The organism is Bradyrhizobium sp. McL0616 (genome assembly GCF_049993385.1).
Classification (GTDB): Bacteria; Pseudomonadota; Alphaproteobacteria; order Rhizobiales; family Xanthobacteraceae; genus Bradyrhizobium.
In genome coordinates, this window is sequence record NZ_CP188255.1 from 6,025,292 (window position 1) to 6,045,983 (window position 20,692).

The 20,692-nt window shown below is 64.6% G+C and carries 16 protein-coding genes and 1 pseudogene; 16 read left to right on the top strand and 1 reads right to left on the bottom strand.

The annotated features are described in order from the left end of the window. The first annotated feature begins 190 nt into the window (after positions 1 to 190). From oxlT to ACPPVR_RS29260, 13 genes and pseudogenes are all read left to right on the top strand, one after another. Positions 191 to 1,507 carry an oxalate/formate MFS antiporter gene (gene oxlT, locus ACPPVR_RS29200; protein WP_426610015.1) on the top strand — a complete coding sequence of 439 codons (1,317 nt, stop codon included), beginning with the start codon at positions 191 to 193 and terminating at the stop codon, positions 1,505 to 1,507. A 181-nt stretch (positions 1,508 to 1,688) separates the two neighbouring features. Then, positions 1,689 to 2,114 carry a CBS domain-containing protein gene (locus tag ACPPVR_RS29205; protein ID WP_426610016.1) on the top strand — a complete coding sequence of 142 codons (426 nt, stop codon included), beginning with the start codon at positions 1,689 to 1,691 and terminating at the stop codon, positions 2,112 to 2,114. 103 nt (positions 2,115 to 2,217) lie between these two features. Continuing rightward, positions 2,218 to 3,237, top strand: coding sequence for a 2-dehydropantoate 2-reductase (locus ACPPVR_RS29210; RefSeq protein ID WP_426610017.1), 1,020 nt, complete (start codon positions 2,218 to 2,220; stop codon positions 3,235 to 3,237). Positions 3,238 to 3,248: 11 nt separating this feature from the next. Beyond that, on the top strand, positions 3,249 to 4,022 hold the full coding sequence (locus ACPPVR_RS29215; protein WP_426610018.1) for a fumarylacetoacetate hydrolase family protein: 774 nt from the start codon (positions 3,249 to 3,251) through the stop codon (positions 4,020 to 4,022). A 338-nt stretch (positions 4,023 to 4,360) separates the two neighbouring features. Next, positions 4,361 to 5,767, top strand: a complete 1,407-nt coding sequence (locus ACPPVR_RS29220; protein WP_426610019.1) for a hypothetical protein — start codon at positions 4,361 to 4,363, stop codon at positions 5,765 to 5,767. Between the two features lie 48 nt (positions 5,768 to 5,815). Beyond that, on the top strand, positions 5,816 to 6,532 hold the full coding sequence (locus ACPPVR_RS29225) for a hypothetical protein (RefSeq protein WP_426610020.1): 717 nt from the start codon (positions 5,816 to 5,818) through the stop codon (positions 6,530 to 6,532). Between the two features lie 175 nt (positions 6,533 to 6,707). Further along, on the top strand, positions 6,708 to 6,905 hold the full coding sequence (locus ACPPVR_RS29230) for a hypothetical protein (RefSeq protein ID WP_426616206.1): 198 nt from the start codon (positions 6,708 to 6,710) through the stop codon (positions 6,903 to 6,905). Between the two features lie 54 nt (positions 6,906 to 6,959). Beyond that, positions 6,960 to 7,589, top strand: coding sequence for a hypothetical protein (locus tag ACPPVR_RS29235; protein ID WP_426610021.1), 630 nt, complete (start codon positions 6,960 to 6,962; stop codon positions 7,587 to 7,589). 185 nt (positions 7,590 to 7,774) lie between these two features. Continuing rightward, positions 7,775 to 8,335 carry a hypothetical protein gene (locus ACPPVR_RS29240; protein ID WP_426610022.1) on the top strand — a complete coding sequence of 187 codons (561 nt, stop codon included), beginning with the start codon at positions 7,775 to 7,777 and terminating at the stop codon, positions 8,333 to 8,335. A gap of 264 nt (positions 8,336 to 8,599) precedes the next feature. Then, positions 8,600 to 9,595, top strand: a complete 996-nt coding sequence (locus ACPPVR_RS29245; RefSeq protein ID WP_426610023.1) for an NAD(P)H-dependent flavin oxidoreductase — start codon at positions 8,600 to 8,602, stop codon at positions 9,593 to 9,595. A 25-nt stretch (positions 9,596 to 9,620) separates the two neighbouring features. Continuing rightward, positions 9,621 to 10,590: pseudogene (locus tag ACPPVR_RS29250) on the top strand (quinone oxidoreductase family protein). Between the two features lie 125 nt (positions 10,591 to 10,715). Then, positions 10,716 to 12,089, top strand: a complete 1,374-nt coding sequence (locus tag ACPPVR_RS29255; protein ID WP_426610024.1) for a cation-efflux pump — start codon at positions 10,716 to 10,718, stop codon at positions 12,087 to 12,089. 224 nt (positions 12,090 to 12,313) lie between these two features. Then, complete coding sequence (locus ACPPVR_RS29260) at positions 12,314 to 14,644, top strand: PAS domain-containing sensor histidine kinase (protein ID WP_426610025.1); 2,331 nt, start codon at positions 12,314 to 12,316, stop codon at positions 14,642 to 14,644. Between the two features lies 1 nt (position 14,645). Here ACPPVR_RS29260 and ACPPVR_RS29265 read toward each other — a convergent pair whose 3' ends face one another. Then, entirely contained in the window at positions 14,646 to 15,539 is an 894-nt protein-coding gene (locus ACPPVR_RS29265; protein WP_426610026.1) for a LysR family transcriptional regulator, read from the bottom strand. A 226-nt stretch (positions 15,540 to 15,765) separates the two neighbouring features. Here ACPPVR_RS29265 and ACPPVR_RS29270 point away from each other — a divergent pair, with 226 nt between their 5' ends. From ACPPVR_RS29270 to fdhF, 3 genes are read left to right on the top strand one after another with little or no spacing between them, the layout of a single operon-like run. Beyond that, on the top strand, positions 15,766 to 16,254 hold the full coding sequence (locus ACPPVR_RS29270; RefSeq protein ID WP_426610027.1) for a formate dehydrogenase subunit gamma: 489 nt from the start codon (positions 15,766 to 15,768) through the stop codon (positions 16,252 to 16,254). After that, the gene (locus tag ACPPVR_RS29275) at positions 16,251 to 17,807 is read left to right on the top strand and encodes a formate dehydrogenase beta subunit (RefSeq protein WP_426610028.1); all 1,557 of its coding nucleotides are present in this window, start codon (positions 16,251 to 16,253) and stop codon (positions 17,805 to 17,807) included. The genes ACPPVR_RS29270 and ACPPVR_RS29275 overlap by 4 nt, the downstream gene beginning before the upstream one ends. A gap of 10 nt (positions 17,808 to 17,817) precedes the next feature. Then, entirely contained in the window at positions 17,818 to 20,691 is a 2,874-nt protein-coding gene (gene fdhF / locus ACPPVR_RS29280; protein ID WP_426610029.1) for a formate dehydrogenase subunit alpha, read from the top strand. The last annotated feature ends 1 nt before the right edge of the window (position 20,692 follow it).

The following is a 20,692-nucleotide window of genomic DNA, read 5'->3' on the forward strand; positions in this document are numbered from 1 at the left end:
AGCACCAATCATTCTCGAAATCCGAACGGAACTCCGCACTTTCTTGGCGTGCCTTCGAAGATAGGGCTTGCATTCTGGAATATGGTATACCAAGCTTCCTGCCGCGCTTGCGACACTAAGACACAATGTTTGCGACATCAGGTCATCTTGGCAGTTGATGTCGACAAGACAGGCGCTTGGGAGGTTATTGATGATGTCCAGCACGGATGGCGCTGTCACAGCTGCGCCCCTTCGCACAGGTTTCCGTTGGTTCCAGCTCGGCATGGGCATCGTCTGCATGGCGATGATCGCCAACCTGCAATATGGCTGGACGCTGTTCGTCGATCCGATTGATGCGGTCCACCATTGGGGACGCGCGGCGATCCAGCTCGCCTTCACCATCTTCGTCGTCACCGAGACCTGGCTCGTGCCAATCGAAGCCTGGTTCGTCGACAAATACGGCCCGCGCATCGTCATCATGTTCGGCGGCGTCATGATCGCGCTGTCCTGGATTCTCAATTCCTATGCCGACTCGCTTGCCCTGCTCTACGCGGCCGCAGTCGTCGGCGGCATGGGTGCGGGCGCTGTCTACGGCACCTGCGTCGGTAACGCGCTCAAATGGTTCCCCGACCGCCGCGGTCTCGCCGCCGGCGCGACAGCCGCAGGCTTCGGCGCAGGCGCCGCGCTGACCGTGGTGCCGATCGCGATGATGATCGCATCGAGCGGCTACCAGACCGCGTTCTTGAAGTTCGGAATTGGCCAGGGCCTGATCGTGTTCGTGCTCGCCTTCTTCATCCAGCCGCCGCGGATCTCGATCCCGCCGAAGAAGAAGCAGCTCAATCTGCCGCAGACCAAGATCGACTTCACCCCGCCGCAGGTGCTGCGCGCGCCTATTTTCTGGGTCATGTACCTCGTCTTCGTCATGGTCGCCTCCGGCGGCCTGATGACCGCGGCGCAGATCGCCCCGATCGCACACGACTTCAAGATCGCCGACACGCCGGTCACGCTTCTCGGCTTCCAGATGGCGGCGCTGACCTTCGCGATCTCGCTCGACCGCATCTTCGACGGATTTGGCCGCCCCTTCTTCGGCTGGGTCTCCGACACGATCGGCCGCGAGCACACCATGTTCATCGCCTTCGGTACCGCCGCAGTCATGCTGCTGACGCTGTCGGCCTACGGCCAGATCCCGATCGTGTTCGTGCTCGCGACCGCGGTCTATTTCGGAGTGTTCGGCGAGATCTACTCGCTGTTCCCCGCCACCTGCGGCGACACGTTTGGTTCGAAGTATGCGACCACCAACAACGGCATGCTCTACACCGCGAAGGGCACCGCCGCGTTGCTGGTCCCGCTCGCAAGCGTGATCTCGGCCGCCTATGGCTGGAAGGCCGTGTTCGTGGTGGCGGTGGCGCTGAACGCGACCGCCGCGCTGATGGCGCTGTTCGTGATCAAGCCGCTGCGCCGCTCCTTCATCCTCGGCAAGGAAGCGACGGTTGCCGAGACGGCGGCGGGAAGCACCAAGGCGGCATAGCCTCCGACAACAACCGCATCCATCAAAAAGGGGCGCAGCAATGCGCCCCTTTTTCTTTTTCATCCGACCTCAAACGTCAGCATTCCTGCCGCAAGATTTTTCGGATCAGCCCAAATCCAGCGCTTGACGATTGGCATAATGTATACCACACTTGCTGCATCATTCACCGAAGGAGGTTGCAATGCTGGTCGGAGACATTCTGCGCAAGAAGACGCCGCGCGTTGTTACGGTGCGAATGAACGAAACGGTGGGTATCGCTGCCAAGCTGATGCGCGCCAACAACATCAGCGCGCTGGTGGTCAAGGACGTGGTCCGCTCGGAAGGCAACACCGCGGTCGGCATGTTCACCGAGCGTGACGTGGTGCGCGCCGTCGCCGAGCACGGCGCGGGCGCCGTCAACGTCAAGGTTTCGCAGCTCGTGTCGGTGCAGCAGCTCGTCTCCTGCACCTCGAGCGACACGATCGAGCACGTCCGGCACCTGATGAACCGGAATCACATTCGGCATCTGCCGGTGATCGACGATTACAGCCTCGTCTCCGTCATCAGCATGCGCGACATCGCCGCTGCCGTCGACGAGGCGATCAACGGCACGCCGCAAGCAGCTTAAGCGGCAAGACCCTTCCCTGCGACGACCGGCCCCGGCTCGGATCCATCCGCGCCGGACCGGATCTTTCGTCCCAAATTTCCGGTTTCTGCCCTTCGAGGATTTCATGAAAATCTGCATCTACGGCGCCGGCGCGATCGGCGGATATCTTGGAGTGCAGCTTGCGCGCGCTGGCGCCGATGTCAGCCTGGTCGCGCGTGGCGCGCACCTTGCGGCGATGCGCGAGCACGGCCTGACGCTGCTCGCGGGCGATGAGAAGCATACGGTCCATCCCCGCTGCACGGACAATCCCGCCGAGCTCGGCGTGCAGGACTACATCATCGTGACGCTGAAGGCGCATTCGATCACCGGCGTGATCGAGCAGATGCAGCCGCTGCTGGGTCCGCACACCCGCATCGTCACCGCCGTCAACGGCATCCCCTATTGGTACTTCCACAGGCACGGCGGCGATTACGAGAACTCGACGCTGGAGAGCATCGATCCCGGCGGCCGGCAATGGCGCGAGCTGGGCGCCGAGCGCGCCATCGGCTGCATCGTCTATCCCGCGACCGAGATCGAGGCGCCCGGCGTGATCCGCCACGTCTACGGCCACAATTTTCCGCTCGGTGAGCCCTCCGGCGAGATCACCGCCGACGTGCAGCGCCTCGCCGATCTCTTCGTCGCAGCCGGCCTGAAGGCGCCGGTGCTCGACCGCATCCGCGACGAGATCTGGCTCAAGCTCTGGGGCAATGTCTGTTTCAACCCGATCAGCGCGCTGACCCATGCAACGCTCGACGTGATCTGCACCGATCCGGCCACCCGCGCGCTGTCGCGCGCGATCATGGTGGAGACGCAAGGCATCGCCGAAACCTTTGGCGTCAAATTCCGCGTCGATGTCGAGCGCCGCATCGAAGGCGCCCGCAAGGTCGGCGCGCACAAGACCTCGATGCTCCAGGATCTCGAGCGCGGCCGTCCGATGGAGATCGACCCTCTCGTCACCGTGGTGCAGGAGATGGGCCGCTTGACCAAAATCGCCACGCCCGCACTCGACTCGGTGCTGGCGATGGTGACCCAGCGCGCCCGCATCGCCGGCCTCTATGACGGCGTCTCGGCACCTAGCGATCCTCGCGCGCTGGCGGTGGCGTGATGGCGGGCGAAATGAAGAAATGGCTCCGCTTCCGCCACGCCGGCGCGACCGGCTTCGGCACGCAGACCTCATCAGGCATCAGCGTGCATGAGGGCGAGATGTTCGGCCGCAATGCGCCGACCGGCAAGACGCTGGCACTGTCGGAGGTCGAGCTGCTCGCACCCTGCGCACCCAGCAAGATCGTCGCGCTCTGGAATAATTTTCACGCCCTCGCGGCCAAGCTGAACCAGCCCGAGCCACCGGAGCCGCTTTATCTGCTGAAGGCGACTACCAGCATCACGACGCCCGGCGCGGTGATCCGCCCTCCGGCGTCCTATGACGGCAAGACGACTTACGAAGGCGAGCTCGGCATCGTCATCGGCAAGACCTGCGCCCGCGTCTCCCCTGCGGAGGCCGATGCCTTCATCTTCGGCTACACCTGCGTCAACGACATCACCGCCAACGACATCCTCACGCGCGATCCCACCTTCGCCCAATGGGCCCGCGCCAAGGGCATCGACGATTACGGCCCGTTCGGCCCGGTGATCACGACCGGCCTTGATCCGGCCAAGCTCACCGTCCGTACCATCCTCAACGGCGCCGAGCGGCAAAACTATCCGATCGCGGACATGATCTTTAGCGCGCAAGAGCTGGTCAGCAAGATCTCGCACGACATGACCCTGCTCCCCGGCGACCTCATCGCCGTCGGCACCTCGGTCGGCGTCGGCGTGATGAAGGAGCCGGTGAATATTGTGACGGTCGCGATCGACGGCATCGGCGAGCTGACGAACGAGTTTCGGCTGTAGTTCTCTCTGTCATTCCGGGGCGCGCGTAGCGCGAACCCGGAATCCATAACCACGATTTCAATTTGGGTTAGGCGTAGCGCCACGCCGATCTCGCTTCACGACTGCTGACTGTGGTTATGGATTCCGGGCTCGGCGCTCTCGCGCCGCCCCGGAACGACGGCTGAGGTCCTCGCCCGCCCTCCACTCTCGGGAAAACCCGGCAACGCTCCTGCGCCGGTTGTCCCGCCTGGCCGCCGATCTCGCGACTGGAAGCGTCCAGCAACCCGCGTGCCCCTTGATCTCGGTTCCGCTCTCCCATAGCAATCATGGCGAGATTGTGCCGGCACGAGGGCGACACGATGTGGCTGTTTTTCCTGGTTGCCTGGTTTGTCCTGCTCGCCGCCATCGCGCTTCTCGCCCCGCAGGCGTTTGGTTTTGACATTACCCACCTGCCGGCCCTGTTTGCGGGCCTGCCGATGCCGCAGCGCATCGCAACCGGCGCGATTCTCGCGGCCGGGCTGGCGCTGATCAGCGCAGCTATTTGGCGGCTGTCGCGCCAGGACCGCAGCCTCAACACGCTGCGCGACCGCCTCAAGAAGACCCGGGAAGACGTCGTCGTCGCCCACGCCCTGCAAAACCACCTGGATGCGACGGTCCAGCACCTGATCGAGAGCGACCCGCGCGAGGCCGTTTCCGCGCTGCACGACAAGCTGGGCGAGACCGAGCAGCGCGCTCTGCTCCAGCAGGGCCGCAACCAGTCCACCGACATGCACGACCAGCTCGCCGAGATCCGCCGCCGCCAGCAGGGGCTGCGTGAGATGGTCGGCAAGGTCGCGGAGCAGCGCCGGACAGTCGAGCCGGTGTTCACGGAGATCCGCGACCGCCAGAACCAGCTCGAACGCTCGCTGCTCGACCTCGAGACCGACGACCGCAAGAACAATCTCGCCGATCGGCTGAAGGATATCGCGAGCGACGTATCGGCGCTGCTGTCGCGGGTAGGCTCGGTGCAGGACACCTTCGCAACGCTAAACCAATACAAGGAAGATCTGGCGAAATCCCACGCCGAGCTGGTGCCGCTGCGCTCGTCCGATGCCGGCATCAACGCCCTGATCAGCGAATTGAGCCTCAGCCATGACCGCCTCGCCAAGACCATCGACGAGCTCGAAACGGGCGGCGAAGCGCCGCTCAGCGCACGCGTCGAGACGCTGTCGCAGAACAAGATCGAGATCGAGCAGCGCCTCGCCCGAATCGACGACAGCGCCAATATCCTGAAAGCGATCCGGCTCGATTTCGAGGAGCTCGGCCAGCGCCGGGCCCAGCTCGACCGCTCGCTCGCCGATATCGAAACCGACCCCGACGGCAAGACCCTCGCCGACCGCCAGAACGCGCTGAACGATTTCGTCCTCCAGTCGCGCCAGCGCCTCGGCGCACTTCAGGAGACGCTGGCGACGCTGAACGCCTTCAAGACGGAGCTTTCGAAATCGCAGGCCGATCTGGTGCCGCTGAAAGCCCCCGTATTCGGTATCGAGGCCATGATCGCCGACGTCAGCAGCACCCGCGACCTCCTCGCCAAGACCGTCGGCGAGATCGAGGCGAATGGCGAGGTGACACTCGCCTCACGAGTGGATGCGCTGACGAAGAGCAAGCGCGAGGTCGAAGACCGGCTCACGCGCATCTTCGAAAACTTCAATGCGCTCGATGGCCTGCGCAAGGACATCGGCGGGATCTTCTCGACAATCCGCAACAGCCTGAACCGGATCGGGTAAGACGCATCGGGTTCGAACCGCAATCTTTATCCGTGCGACCAACCACGCATGCGCTTCATCCTCGGCCTCCTGTCTGCCGTCCTCGGCGCGCTCGCCGGCTGGTCCGCGCTTGCCGCGCTCGTGGTCATGCTGGCGGGACCGGACCGCGACGGCGGCATCGCCATGGGTGCCTTCTTCGACATCGGCCCGATCGGTGGTGTGGTCGGCCTGATCGCTGGCGTTTGGCTGTTCGTGCGCTTCGGCCTGGTCCGAAACGCTGCGCCGTCGCCAGCCACGGAGACCCCCAGTGCCGCGCCTCGCCCCGCAACACGCCTGTCCTTCCCATTCGCCGCAACCGTTCTGCTCATCACGGCAATCCTCGGCTGGTGGGGGTGGTACGAACTCATTCGCTCGCCCAATCTCAGCCATGGCTTCATGACGCTCGCAATCGAGTTTCGGCTACCCGCCGGCATGACCTTGCCGGACAACGAACAGGACGTGCAGATCGTGGTCGAGGAAGCGCAGGGGTATGCCAACGCCATGTTGCCGGCGAACTGGCGCGCGCATGATGGCGACCGCAAAGCGATCATTGCCTCCGCGTCGTTGATGTACAAGACGCGCCACCGCGCGGTCAGCCTGACGCTCCCGGGCCTGCCAACACAGAGCTGGCCGATCGATCTTCCTTCCGATCCCGATCCGACGCCCGGCTTCTCGCCCTGGCGCGTTGCGAGCGAACCATCGCCCGCAAAGATCGAGATGCATTTCCGCCTCAGCGCCGACCGCTGACGAGCACGCGGCGCAGCGCCGAAACATTCTGACACACACATCACATCTCTGCGCGCCTGACATATGCCGCCAACATGTCGCAGGGGTGCCGCACTGTGGACGCATTTCGCCGCCCTTCTGTGAGGCGTGTCTGGGGGCACGGCGCTGCCGTGTTTGGACAAAACCTGCAGGGGGTATCACTGTGAAGAAGATTGTAATTGTCGTGGGTGCTACGATTGCTCTGGTGACGGCTGCGAACGCTGCGGATCTGCCGCGCCGGCAGCCCGTTTACGTTCAGGAGCAGGCGCCGATCGGCAAGATGCCGATTGGCAAGAGCCCGATTGGAAAGGCCCCGATCGGCAAGGCGCCCGGCCCGGTGGCAGCGCGCTACTGACGCGCAACTCATCGTTGAATCGGCGTTGAGCTGCGAACAGTCGAGGGGCTAAGCGTGACAAACATCTCTGAGCGATTGGGGTGCCGCTTGCTTGCGGCGCTCACCCTCTCCGTCGTGCTCTCGTCCACGATTCAAGCGGCTTCGGCCCACGAAGCGAACAAGCGCGTTGCCGATGCGAACGCGCTTGTCTCCGCGCCGCAATCGACGCAGCGGCCTGTCGCGCGCGCGGAAAAAGGCCCCTACTACGTCGATTTCCGCGCCCGGACAGCCGCGAGCTGGGGCCACGCCTTCGTCTGGTACGGCAAGACCAGCGAGCGCGCCGTCGAGGTCGCGGGCCTTACGCCCAAGGGCGACACCTTGAGTTACGTGCTCGGTCACCTGACCTGGGTGCCGTCCGAGACCGGCGCGAGCTACGGCGATCTCGATCCGGACTATCTGACCGCGAATTATCGCGTCTACCTGAACGAGACCGACGCCAAGCGCGTGTTCGCCTACATCAAGAAATTGCAGGCGAACTCGCCGGTCTGGAACGCCGAGACCACTAATTGCACCGGTTTCATCGGCGACATCGCCGAGTATATGGGATTGAAGGTCCCCTACCGCTGGCAGCGCCCGGAAAACTTCGTCAACAGCCTCAAGGAAATCAACGGCGGCCGCCAGATGGTGCGGCTGTCGGCGGAGTAATCGTTATCCGCTTGCAACATGAACTGGCGAGCATTCCTCGACAGTGCTATTATAGGTCGTGAGCAGGCGCTTCGGAAAGCGTCTGGTGAAGAGTGATCAAGAGTCAATCGAGGCAAGACCGAGGAATATAAGCAACGCGCCCAGGTGCCGCTCATCCGTTCCACCAACCCTTCACGGAGGTCGAGATGGCTAACAATCAGACGGGCTCAAGTGCTGACCGGTTAAAGCATCCGCTTCTCGAAAAGCTCGGTACCATACCGGCTGCAGCCGAGGGCCTCTTTGCATACAGCGCGAAGATCGTGTGCGGTAAACAGACCGAGACCAACTGTTGTTGTGTCGCGGGCGCGCGGCCGGGCGTGTACGCGACCGAGGTCAACATTCAAAATCTCAATCTGGTGACCGCGCCGGTTCTGAAGTTCGTCCTGCCCTTGATCAACTCGGGCGCCGTTGTTGCGCGTGAGCCCAACATCGCCGACCCCACTGCGGTTGCTGCACATCAAGTAGAGGTCATCAAGCTTCCTCCGTTGGGGGCGACGATGGATGATTGTTGCCGTATCGCAGAGATGCTGCTGGGTGGAGCCCCGAGTGGAGACACCGCGCTCACCATCGCCATCCTGACGATTGTGAGCCAATTCGAGCTGTCTGTCTCCGTCGTCTATACGGCGAATCCTCTGAGTGGAGACGGCATCAGCATCGACGTCGAGTATATTCCATCGCGACTTCTGAGGCTTCGTGGCCAAGGTTGACGCGAGTGCCAGTTGGCGCTCGGAAGCAGCACGTTTGCTACCTCTCGGCCGTCGTCCTGGCTTTTCGCCAGGACGACGGGTGGAGAATACGGCAACCACCCCGCAACCAAGATTATCCGCCTCACGGAATCACCCCCCGCCCCTCGCATGACGCCCCGCCCTCACCGCAGGCCCCTGCAATAGACTTTTCCCGACCCGACCGGCATCCTGCCGGCATCAACGGATAACAGAGCCTGCGGGCCACGCAGGCGGGGGAAACAGGTCATGTTGCAGACACGGTTCACAAAGCTCGTCGGCGTGGAGCACCCGATCGTCCAGGGCGGCATGCAATGGGTCGGGCGCGCCGAGCTGGTCGCCGCCGTCGCGAACGCCGGCGCACTCGGCTTCATCACGGCACTGACGCAGCCGACGCCGGAGGACCTCAGGAAGGAAATCGCGCGCTGCCGCGACCTCACCGACAAGCCCTTTGGCGTCAACCTCACCATCCTGCCCGCGATCAAGCCGCCGCCTTACGCCGAATATCGCGCCGCCATCATCGAGAGCGGGATCACCGTGGTCGAGACCGCCGGCAACAAGCCGCAGGAGCATGTCGACGAGTTCAGGAAGCACGGCGTCAAGGTCGTGCACAAATGCACCAGCGTCCGCCACGCGCTCTCCGCCGAGCGCATGGGCGTCGACGCCATCTCGATCGACGGGTTCGAATGCGCCGGCCACCCCGGCGAGGACGACACCCCCGGCCTGATCCTGATCCCGGCCGCCGCCAACAAGATCAAGATCCCGATGATCGCTTCAGGGGGCTTTGCCGATGCGCGCGGTCTCGTTGCCGCGCTGGCGTTAGGTGCCGAGGGCATCAACATGGGCACGCGCTTCATGGCCACCAAAGAGAGCCCGATCCACCAACTCATCAAGGAGAAGATCGTCGCCAATGACGAGCGCGAGACCGAGCTGATCTTCCGCACCATGCGCAACACCTCGCGCGTCGCCAGGAACGAGATCTCGACCAAGGTCGTCGCCATGGAGAAGGAAGGCGCCAAGTTCGAGGACATCCGCGAACTCGTTGCGGGTGCCCGTGGCAAGATGGTCTATGCCACCGGCAATTCCGACGAAGGTATCTGGTCGGCCGGCCAGGTGCAGGGCCTGATCCAGGACATCCCGAGCTGCGGCGAGCTGATCTCCCGCATCGTGCGCGAGGCGGAAGCCATCATCCGCAGCAGGCTCGAAGCCATGATCGTTCATCCGACAGCGCAAGCTGCGGAGTAATCACTGTAAGAAGCGAGAGTAATTCATGAAGGCTTATGTCTATGGCGCTGATGGCGCTCGGATTTCCGACGTCGCTCAACCAAAGCCTAAAGGCACCCAGGTGCTGGTCCGCGTCCGCGCCTGCGGGCTGAACCGCGCCGATACCGGCATGCGCAAGGGCCACGCCCATGGCGCGGCAGGCGGGGCCGGCACCGTGCTCGGCATGGAATGGGCCGGCGAGGTCGCCCGAGTTCGGACCGGATGCCAGGGGTGTCAAGGTCGGCGACCGCATCATGGGCTCGGGCGGCGCGGCCTTTGCCGAATACACGCTGGCCGACCACGGCCGGCTGTTCCGCGCGCCCTCGAACATGAACTTCGAGGAGGCCGCTACCCTCCCCGTCGCGCTCGCGACCATGCACAACGCCGTCGTCACCGTCGGCGGCGTGCAGCCCGGGCAAGCCGTGCTGATCCAGGGCGCAAGCTCCGGCGTCGGCCTGATGGCGATGCAGATAGCCAAGCTCAAGGGCGCAAAACTCGTGATCGGCTCCTCGACCGATTCCTATCGGCGCGGCCGGCTGACCGAGTATGGCGCGGACCTCGCCGTCGACTCCTCCGACCCCAAATGGGTCGACGAGGTGCTGAAGGCGACCGGCGGCGAAGGCGTCGACCTCATCGTCGACCAGGTGTCGGGCAAGGTCGCCAACCAGAACCTCGCCGCGACCAGGATCAAGGGCCGCATCGTCAATGTCGGCCGGCTCGGCGGCACCCATGCCGATTTCAACTTCGACCTGCATGCGGCGCGCCGCATCAACTATATCGGCGTCACCTTCCGCACCCGCACCATCGAGGAGGTCCGCGAGATCTTCGACGAGGTCAAGAAGGACATCTGGGGGGCGGTCGAATCGCGCAAGCTGCAACTGCCGATCGACAAGGTGTATTCCTTCGCCGACATCGACAAGGCGTTCGAGCACATGGAGGCGAACAAGCATCTCGGCAAGATCGTCGTGACGCTCTGAGAAGAACTGTCATTCCGGGAGGGCGCCTCCGGAATGACAGCGCCAACGTCGCTCTTGCAACTCACTTGCGACTACGCCTGTGGATCATCGCTTGATGTTCACGGTCGGGCTGCTAAATCCCCGCCATGAGCGCACAACACAGCAAGACATCGGTCGCGGCCATTTCGATCTTCGCCAGCGGCGGCATGGCCGCGGCCAAACTCGTGGTCGGCATCGCGATCGGCTCACTGGCGCTGATCTCGGAGGCCCTGCACTCCTCGGTCGACCTGGTCGCGACCATCATCACCTGGGCGGTGGTGCGGGTCTCGGACAAGCCGGCCGACGACGAGCATCATTACGGCCACGGCAAGCTGGAGAGCATCTCGGCACTCGGCGTCACCGCCCTGCTCTACGTGCTCGCCGGCGGCATCCTGGTGCAGGCCTACAGTCACCTTCGTGAGGGCACGCCGCCACCGACCATCTCGGCCGTGCCGTTCGTTGTGCTGGTGATCGACATCGCCGTCAATTTCTGGCGCGCCCGCGCCCTGCATCGTGCCGCCCGCGAAACCAGGAGCCAGGCTCTTGCCGCGGACGCACTTCATTTTGCCTCGGACGTGCTGGGCTCGTTCGCGGTGATCGTCGGCCTCATCCTGTCCGCGCTCGGCTTCTGGTGGGGCGACGCCGCCGCAGCCGCCGCGGTTGCCGTGATGATCGCGGCTCTCGGTCTGCGCATGGCCAGTTCCACCGTGCAGACGCTGCTCGACCGCGCACCGGAAGGCGCGCAGGAGAAGGCCACGGCCGCAATTTGCAGCGTACCCGGCGTCATCGACGTCGAGCGCCTGCGGGTGCGCATGGTCGGCGCAACCACATTCATCGACACCATCGCGAAGGTGCCGCGGACCTATCCGATCGACCGTGTCGAGGAGATCAAGCGCAACGCGCAGGCGGCTGTCACCAAGGCGTTCGGCGATGCCGACCTCACCTTTACCCCGGTCCCCGTCGCGCGCGACAACGAGACCGTGCGCGACCGCATCATGGTCATCGCGCATAATTCAGGCCTCGCCGTCCACCACGTCACGGTGCACGACCTCGGCGGCAAGCTGATCGTCAGCATCGACCTCGAGGTCGATGCCGGGATGCCGCTCGAGGCCGCCCATGACGTCGCCAACACGCTGGAGCGCAACATCCAGGAAGAGTTCGGCGCGGACGTCGAGGTCGACGTCCATATCGAGCCGCTGGAACCTGAACTGCCGTTCGGCGTCGATGCCGCGCCGGAACGCGTGAAGACCATCGCCGCCGCGCTCACCGAATACGCCGCCGGCGGCGACATCCACGACATCCATAACGTGCGCGTGCGCAACACCGACGCCGGCGAGATCGTCAACTTCCACTGCCGCGCCGCGCCGTCGATGAGCGTGATCAAGGTGCACGAGCATGTCGACGCGATCGAGCGCGCGCTGCGCCGCGCCTTCCCGAGCGTGAAGCGCGTGATCAGTCACGCCGAACCGCCGCGCGCGTGATGCACAACGTGCGACGAGTCACACGTTCTCGTTTCGGACTCTCCGCGCACGTCAATCTGCGGGCCCACATCGCGCCAAGTCTCCGTTGGATAAGAATTATTTCACATTAACGATTCGTTGACTCTCGACAGCCTGCGAAAACTGGATTCAAATCGCTGTGATTCGGAAGCGATGTGGGGCTGCTTCCGAACGCAGTTGCAAGCAGGTTTCAGGGGGCCGAAGGCATGGCGCGCGCAGACGCCGCGAACGCGTGTGTCCAATCCGATTCGATCAAAGGATTGGCGCAATCGATCGCGAAACCTGCCTATCATCGGCTCCTGATCGCGGAGCCGGCGCTGCGACGCGCTGTGCCGACGCTTATCATCGCCTTCCTCATCACGATCTGCCTCGGCGCCTTCGTCCAGGTCGTCGACCAGACGCGCCAGAAGCGCCTGGTGATCCGGCACGACATCTCGGCGCTTGCCGATTTGCTCGCCGAGCGCATCGACCGCCTCACCTCGGCGCGACAGGAGCGGCTGAAGAACATCGAGAACCTGCCGACGCTGCTGCCCGACATGATTCCGTCCTGGGGCACGGCCTCGGGCCGCCACGTCATCGTCACCTCGGCCGGCGTCGACCGCCGCATCCTCGCCCGCATTCCGATCGACAGCGATCCGGCCGGCAATGACCGCCTGCTCGATGCGATCACCACGGCGCAGTTGCTGGCGGCGCCGCCGCGCGACGCCGATATCTCCGACATGACGCTGCCGAACGGCAACGCCGCGATGGCGACCTCGCGGCAGATCAAGTCGCTGCCCGGCCTCGTCACCGTGATCCAGGAGCGCAACGAGCCGATCTGGGGCTCGGATGCAGCCCTCTCGGTGACGCTGTCGGCGACCACCGGCTTCGTCGTCCTGATCCTCGGCTTCGCCTTCCACTGGCAGTCGACCCGCGCCCGCGAGGGCGACCTGATCAACGACGCCGTGCGCGGCCGCATCGACACCGCGCTCAACCGCGGCCGCTGCGGCCTCTGGGACTGGGACCTGTCGCGCGGCCGGATTTTCTGGTCACAGTCGATGTTCTCGATGCTCGGCCTCGACGGCCGCAACGAGCTGCTCACCTTCGGCGAGGTCAACGCGCTGGTGAAGTCCGACGACATCGACCTGTTCGAGATCGCCGATCAGCTCATCTCGGGGAAGATCGACCATATCGACCAGACCTTCCGCATGCAGCATGTCGACGGCCACTGGATCTGGCTCCGCGTCCGCTGCGAGCGGACGCATGGGACGAGCGATTCCGGCACGCACCTGATCGGCATCGCGGTCGACATCACCGAGCAGAAGAGCCTCGCCGAACGGACCGTGGAAGCCGATTTGCGCCTGCGCGACGCGATCGAGACCATTCCGGAAGCCTTCGTGCTGTGGGACGCGAGCGACCGCCTGGTGCTCTGCAACTCGCACTTCCAGCGCCTGCACAAGCTGCCCGACACGGCCGTGATCCCCGGCACCTCCTACGAGACCGTGCTCGAAGTCGGCCGCATGCCGGAGGTGCGCACCCGCCACAACGAGACCGCGAGCCAGGGCCCGGGCGCGCGCACCTTCGAAGCCCAGCTCGACGACGGCAGCTGGCTGCACATCAGCGAGCGCCGCACCAAGGACGGCGGCTACGTCTCGGTCGGCACCGACATCACCCGGATCAAGGAGCACGAGCAGAAGCTCGTCGACAACGATCTGCGCCTGCGCGCCACCGTCATCGACGTGAAGCGCTCGCAGGCAGCTCTGGAGCGCCAGACCATCGAGCTCGCCGATCTCGCGGAGAAGTACCAGCGCGAGAAGACCCGCGCCGAGGAAGCCAACCAGACCAAGTCGAAATTCCTCGCCAATATGAGCCACGAGCTGCGCACGCCGCTCAACGCCATCATCGGCTTCTCCGAGATCATGGGCTCGGGCATGTTCGGCGAGCTGGGAAGCGAGAAGTACCAGGAATACTGCCACGACATCCTGACCAGCGGCCACTATCTGCTCGAGGTCATCAACGACATCCTCGACATGTCGAAGATCGAGGCCGGCCGCATGAAGCTCGACATGGAAGAGCTCGATCTCGCGCAGACACTCGCGGAATCCCTCCGTGTCGTTTCGGGCCGGGCGCAAGACAAGAATCTGACACTCGATGCCGATATCGGGACATCCATCTCAGTCGTCGCCGACCGCCGCGCGACCAAGCAGATCATCGTCAATTTGCTGTCCAATGCGGTGAAGTTCACGCCCGACGGTGGTCGCATCGTGGTTCGCAGCCGCCAGCTCGAGGACAAGATCGTGCTGATGATCGCCGATACCGGCATCGGGATCGCACAGCACTCGCTGGCGCGGCTGGGACGCCCGTTCGAGCAGGTCGAGAGCCAGCTCACCAAGACCTACCACGGCTCCGGCCTTGGCCTTGCGATCGCCCGCTCGCTGGCGCAGCTCCACGGCGGCTCGATGCGGCTGCGCTCCAAGCTCGAAGTCGGCACCGTCGTGCGCGTGACCCTGCCGCGCGACGCGATCAAGGCGGCGGCCGGAATATCCGCAGCCGCTTAAGTCACGCTTGCAGCGTCGGCGCCACTTCGCGCGCGATATTGACCAGCGCCGCGATCAGCGGCGTCATCGGGTCGCGCTGCGGGATCACGAGGCCAATGCTGTAATTGACCTCGGGATCCGTGATCGGGATCGAGCGCACCTTGTCAGAGAGGCCGAGCGTCTCGGCGAGCTTGGCCGGCATCACGCTCGCCCAGCGCCCCGTCTTCACGTGCGTGTACAGCACCAGCAGCGAGTTTGAGGTCAATGTCGGTGTCGCCTCCGCACCGACTGAGCGCAGCGCGCGGTCGATGATGCGTCGGTTCTGCATGTCGGGCGTCAACAGGCATAGCGGCACCTGCCCGACCTCGGTCCACGTCACGGACTCGCGGTCACCGAACATCGCATCCGGCGCGGTCAGCAGACGATAGCTCTCGTTGTAGAGCGGAATGGTTCGCACCTTGCCGATCGGCTCGTTCTCAATATAGGTCAGCCCCGCATCGACCTCGAGATTTTCGAGCAGTCCCAGCACCTCCGACGAGGTGGTCGACTGAATGCGAAAACGCACCTCGGGATGCTTGGCACGGAACGGCGTCGTCAACGCGGCGACCATGCCGAGCACGGTCGGGATTGCCGCAATGCGGATCTCACCGGAGAGCTTGTCCTTCAGCGAGTTGATCTCCTGGCGCATCGCCCGGGCGTCACCCACGATCCGCCGCGCCCAATCCAGCGCCCGCTCGCCTTCCGGGGTGAAACCCTGGAACCGGGACCCGCGCTGGACCAGCATCACGCCGAGAATCTCCTCAAGCTGCTTCAGCCCGGTCGACATGGTCGGTTGGGTCACGCCGCAGGCTTCCGCCGCGCGTCCGAAATGCCGCTCCTTCGCCAGCGCCAGTAGCAGTTCAAGCTTGTCGAGCAACCGTGCGTCCCCTAGGATTCTGTCGTGGCATGCAAGCTAGCACGCCCCACCCCTGCCAACACGTAAAAACCGGGCGGCGAAACAGCCACGATCGCGATTTCATATCGATCGATTAGCTGCGTCAATCGATCTGAATTCGCAATCGCAGCATGGGACAGCTTTATTGATCTTCGAACGATTCCAAATAGTTTGCGACGAAGGGACGCTCTGGTTGAGAACGAAAAAAATGACAGCGGTTTACGAGCCTTGTTACGAGCCTTGGAACGAGACACGTGGCGCCGAGATCATCGCCGAACATTCCAATCAGGAAGGCGCGACGCTCGTCATTCTGCACGCGCTCCAGGAGGCGTTCGGCTATGTGCCCGAGCCGGTCATTCCCATGGTGGCGCAGGCGCTGAACCTGTCGCGTGCCGAAGTCCATGGCGTGTTCAGCTTCTACCATGACTTCCGCCACAAGCCGGCCGGCCGCCACGTGTTGAAGCTCTGCCGCGCGGAAGCCTGTCAGGCCGCGGGCGGCGATGCGCTGGCTGCGCGCGCGGAAGCCAAGCTCGGCGTGTCGCTCGGCAACACCACGGCGGATGATCGGGTGACGCTGGAGCCGATCTACTGCCTCGGCCTGTGCGCGACCGCGCCGTCCGCGATGCTCGACGGCCGCCTCGTCGGCCGGCTCGACGAGAAGCGCCTCGATGCACTGGTTGCGGAGGCGCAGCGATGAAGATGCGCATCTTCGTTCCCCGCGATGCGGCTGCCGTCTCCGTCGGCGCCGATGAAGTTGCCACAGCCTTCGAGCAGGCCGCAGAGCAGCGCGGCTTGCCGATCGAGATCGTCAGGACCGGCTCGCGCGGGATGCATTGGCTGGAGCCGATGGTCGAGGTGGCAACCCTCAAGGGCCGCGTCGCCTATGGTCCGGTCAGCACGGAGGATGTCGCCTCCGTGTTCGAGTCCATGTCGAGCAATGGACCGCAAGCGCTGCGGCTCGGCATCGCAGACGAGCTCCCCTGGCTCAAGCGCCAGACCCGTCTCACCTTCGCCCGCTGCGGCGTGATCGATCCGCGCTCGCTCGAGGACTACCGCGCCCATGGCGGCTACAGGGGCCTGGAGCGCGCGCTGTCGCTCGGCTCCGATGCAATCCTTGCTGAGGTCACCGCATCCGGCCTGCGCGGCCGCGGCGGCGCGGGCTTCCCGACCGGCATCAAGTGGAAGACGGTCGCGCAAGCGAAGGCCGACCGCAAATTCATCGTCTGCAACGCCGACGAAGGCGACAGCGGCACCTTCGCCGACCGCATGATCATGGAAGGCGACCCCTTCCTGGTGATCGAGGGCATGACCACCGCCGCAATCACCGTCGGCGCGACCAAGGGCTACATCTACATCCGCAGCGAATATCCGCATGCGGTCGAGGCGATGAAGGCTGCCATTATCGCGGCGCGGCGCGGCGGCTATCTCGGCACCAACATCGGCGGCTCCACGCAAACCTTCGATCTCGAAGTGCGCGTCGGCGCCGGCGCTTACGTCTGCGGCGAAGAGACCTCGCTGCTCGAAAGCCTCGAAGGCCGCCGCGGGCTCGTGCGCGCAAAGCCGCCGCTGCCGGCGCATCACGGACTGTTCGGCAAGCCCACCGTCATCAACAACGTGCTGTCGTTCGCCGCGATCCCCTTCATCCTCGCCGAAGGCGCCAAGGCTTACGCCGATTTCGGCATGGGCCGTTCGCGCGGCACGATGCCGATCCAGCTCGCGGGCAACATCCGCCAGGGCGGCCTGTTCGAGACCGCGTTCGGCGTGACGCTCGGCGAGCTCGTCGACGAGATCGGCGGCGGCACCTTCACGGGCCGCCCCGTTCGCGCGGTGCAGGTCGGCGGCCCCTTGGGCGCCTATTTCCCGCGCGCGCTGTTCGACACGCCGTTCGACTACGAGGCGTTTGCCGCGCGCGATGGCCTGATCGGCCATGGCGGCATCGTCGTGTTCGACGACAGCGTCGACATGCGCAAGCAAGCGCGTTTTGCGATGGAATTCTGCGCCGTCGAATCCTGCGGCAAGTGCACGCCATGCCGGATCGGCTCGACCCGCGGCGTCGAGACCATCGAGAAGATCATGCGTGGCGAGCGCGTCAGCGAAAACCTCGCACTCGTCGAAGACCTCTGCAACACCATGAAATTCGGCTCGCTCTGCGCACTCGGCGGCTTCACGCCCTACCCCGTGCTCAGCGCATTGAAGCATTTCCGGGAGGATTTCGTCCCGGCACCGAGCACGCTTCAGGCCGCGGAATAGGAGAACAACGATGTCTCTGATCGAAGAAATCGACTACGGAACGCCGCGCTCCAAATCGGAAACGATGGTGACGCTGACCATCGACGGCAACCAGGTCACGGTGCCCGAGGGCACCTCGATCATGCGGGCCGCGATGGACGCGGGCCACCAGATCCCAAAGCTCTGCGCGACCGACATGGTCGACGCCTTCGGCTCCTGCCGCCTCTGCGTCGTCGAGATCGAGGGCCGCGCCGGCACGCCGGCCTCCTGCACCACGCCTGTCATGCCCGGCCTCGTTGTGCACACCCAGAGCGAGCGGCTGAAGAAGCTGCGCAAGGGCGTGATGGAACTCTACATTTCCGACCATCCGCTCGACTGCCTCACCTGCGGCGCGAACGGCGATTGCGAATTGCAGGACATGGCCGGCGCCGTCGGCCTGCGCGACGTCCGCTACGGCTATGAGGGCGAGAACCACGTTTTCGCCAAGTCCCATGGCGAGATCAACGCCGCCTGGATGCCGAAGGACGAGTCCAACCCCTATTTCACCTACGATCCCTCCAAATGCATCGTCTGCTCGCGCTGCGTCCGCGCCTGTGAAGAGGTGCAAGGCACGTTTGCGCTGACGATCTCCGGCCGCGGCTTCGACAGCCGCGTCTCGCCCGGCATGAGCGAGAGCTTCCTCGGCTCCGAATGCGTCTCCTGCGGCGCCTGCGTTCAGGCCTGCCCGACCGCGACGTTGACGGAAAAGTCCGTGATCGAGATCGGCCAGCCCGAGCACTCGGTCGTCACCACCTGCGCCTATTGCGGCGTCGGCTGCACCTTCAAGGCCGAGATGCGCGGCGAGGAAGTCGTGCGCATGGTGCCCTACAAGGACGGCAAGGCCAATCGCGGCCATTCCTGCGTCAAGGGCCGTTTCGCCTGGGGCTACACCAACCACAAGGAACGCATCCTCAAGCCGATGATCCGCGAGCGGATCGAGGATCCCTGGCGCGAAGTGTCGTGGGATGAAGCGTTCTCGTTTGCTGCCGACAGAATGCGCGGCATCCAGAAAAAGTACGGCCGCGATGCCATTGGCGGCATCACCTCGTCCCGCTGCACCAACGAAGAAACCTATCTGGTGCAGAAGCTGATCCGCGCCGGCTTCGGCAACAACAACGTCGACACCTGTGCCCGCGTCTGCCATTCGCCGACCGGCTACGGATTGTCGGTCACGTTCGGCACCTCGGCCGGCACGCAGGATTTCGACTCGGTCGAGGAGACCGACGTCGTCGTGGTCATCGGCGCCAATCCGGCGTCCGCTCACCCGGTGTTCGCCTCGCGCCTGAAGAAGCGGCTGCGCCAGGGCGCCAAGCTGATCGTGATCGATCCGCGCCGCACCGAGATGGTGGAATCACCGCATGTGAAGGCGCTGCACCTGCCCTTGATGCCTGGCACCAACGTCGCGGTGATGACCGCCATCGCCCATGTCATCGTCACCGAAGGCCTCGCCAACGAAGCCTTCATTCGCGAGCGCTGCGACTGGAGCGAGTTCGAAGAATGGGCCGCCTTCGTCGCGCAGCCCAACAACAGCCCGGAAGCGACCGCAATCCTGACCGGCGTCGATCCGAACGATCTGCGCGAAGCCGCGCGCATCTACGCCACCGGCGGCAACGGCGCGATCTATTACGGCCTCGGCGTCACCGAGCACAGCCAGGGCTCCACTACCGTGATCGCGATCGCCAACCTCGCGATGGTGACCGGCAATATCGGCCGTCCCGGCGTCGGCGTGAACCCGCTGCGCGGCCAGAACAACGTGCAGGGCTCCTGCGACATGGGCTCGTTCCCGCATGAGCTGCCGGGCTACCGCCACATCTCGGGCGACGCCGTGCGCGACCAGTTCGAGGCGCTGTGGAACGTCAAACTCAACCCAGAGCCGGGCCTGCGCATTCCCAACATGTTCGATGCCGCGATCGAAGGCACGTTCATGGGCATCTACGTGCAGGGCGAGGATATCCTGCAATCCGATCCGAACACCAAGCATGTGGTCGCGGCGTTGTCGTCGATGGAATGCGTCATCGTCCACGACCTCTTCCTGAACGAGACCGCGAACTACGCCCACGTGTTCCTGCCCGGCTCGAGCTTCCTCGAGAAGGACGGCACCTTCACCAACGCCGAACGCCGTATCCAGCGCGTCCGCAAGGTGATGACGCCGAAGAACGGCATGGCCGACTGGGAGGTCACGATCGCCCTCTCGAAGGCGATGGGCTTCGAGATGAACTACAGCCACCCGTCCGAGATCATGGACGAGATCGCGGCGCTGACGCCGACCTTCACCGGCGTCTCCTATGCCAAGCTCGACGAGCTAGGCTCGGTGCAGTGGCCATGCAACGAGAAGGCGCCGGAGGGCACGCCGGTGATGCATATCGGCGGCTTCGTCCGCGGCAAGGGCAAGTTCATCGTCACCGAATATGTCGCGACCGACGAGCGCACCGGCCCGCGCTTCCCGCTGCTGCTCACCACCGGGCGCATTCTCAGCCAGTACAATGTCGGCGCGCAGACAAGGCGCACCGAGAACGTGGTCTGGCATGCCGAGGATCGGCTCGAGATCCATCCGCACGACGCCGAGCAGCGCGGCGTCCGCGATGGCGACTGGGTGCGACTGAAGAGCCGCGCCGGCGAGACCACGCTGCGCGCGGAGATCACCGACCGCGTCGCGCCGGGCGTCGTCTACACCACCTTCCATCACCCGGACACTCAGGCCAACGTGATCACCACCGAGTATTCGGACTGGGCGACCAATTGTCCCGAGTACAAGGTCACGGCGGTGCAGATCTCGCCGTCGAACGGCCCGTCCGACTGGCAGAAGACCTATGACGAGCAGGCGCGGCACTCCCGCCGCATCGCGCCGGCCGAGGCCGCGGAGTAAC

Coding starts and splice junctions, on each gene's coding strand:
- ACPPVR_RS29205 (WP_426610016.1), top strand. CDS start 1,689: ATGCTGGTCGGAGACATTCTGCGCAAGAAGACGCCGCGCGTTGTTACG.
- ACPPVR_RS29225 (WP_426610020.1), top strand. CDS start 5,816: ATGCGCTTCATCCTCGGCCTCCTGTCTGCCGTCCTCGGCGCGCTCGCC.
- ACPPVR_RS29245 (WP_426610023.1), top strand. CDS start 8,600: ATGTTGCAGACACGGTTCACAAAGCTCGTCGGCGTGGAGCACCCGATC.
- ACPPVR_RS29270 (WP_426610027.1), top strand. CDS start 15,766: ATGACAGCGGTTTACGAGCCTTGTTACGAGCCTTGGAACGAGACACGT.
- ACPPVR_RS29240 (WP_426610022.1), top strand. CDS start 7,775: ATGGCTAACAATCAGACGGGCTCAAGTGCTGACCGGTTAAAGCATCCG.
- ACPPVR_RS29220 (WP_426610019.1), top strand. CDS start 4,361: ATGTGGCTGTTTTTCCTGGTTGCCTGGTTTGTCCTGCTCGCCGCCATC.
- fdhF (WP_426610029.1), top strand. CDS start 17,818: ATGTCTCTGATCGAAGAAATCGACTACGGAACGCCGCGCTCCAAATCG.
- ACPPVR_RS29210 (WP_426610017.1), top strand. CDS start 2,218: ATGAAAATCTGCATCTACGGCGCCGGCGCGATCGGCGGATATCTTGGA.
- ACPPVR_RS29215 (WP_426610018.1), top strand. CDS start 3,249: ATGAAGAAATGGCTCCGCTTCCGCCACGCCGGCGCGACCGGCTTCGGC.
- oxlT (WP_426610015.1), top strand. CDS start 191: ATGATGTCCAGCACGGATGGCGCTGTCACAGCTGCGCCCCTTCGCACA.
- ACPPVR_RS29260 (WP_426610025.1), top strand. CDS start 12,314: ATGGCGCGCGCAGACGCCGCGAACGCGTGTGTCCAATCCGATTCGATC.
- ACPPVR_RS29255 (WP_426610024.1), top strand. CDS start 10,716: ATGAGCGCACAACACAGCAAGACATCGGTCGCGGCCATTTCGATCTTC.
- ACPPVR_RS29275 (WP_426610028.1), top strand. CDS start 16,251: ATGAAGATGCGCATCTTCGTTCCCCGCGATGCGGCTGCCGTCTCCGTC.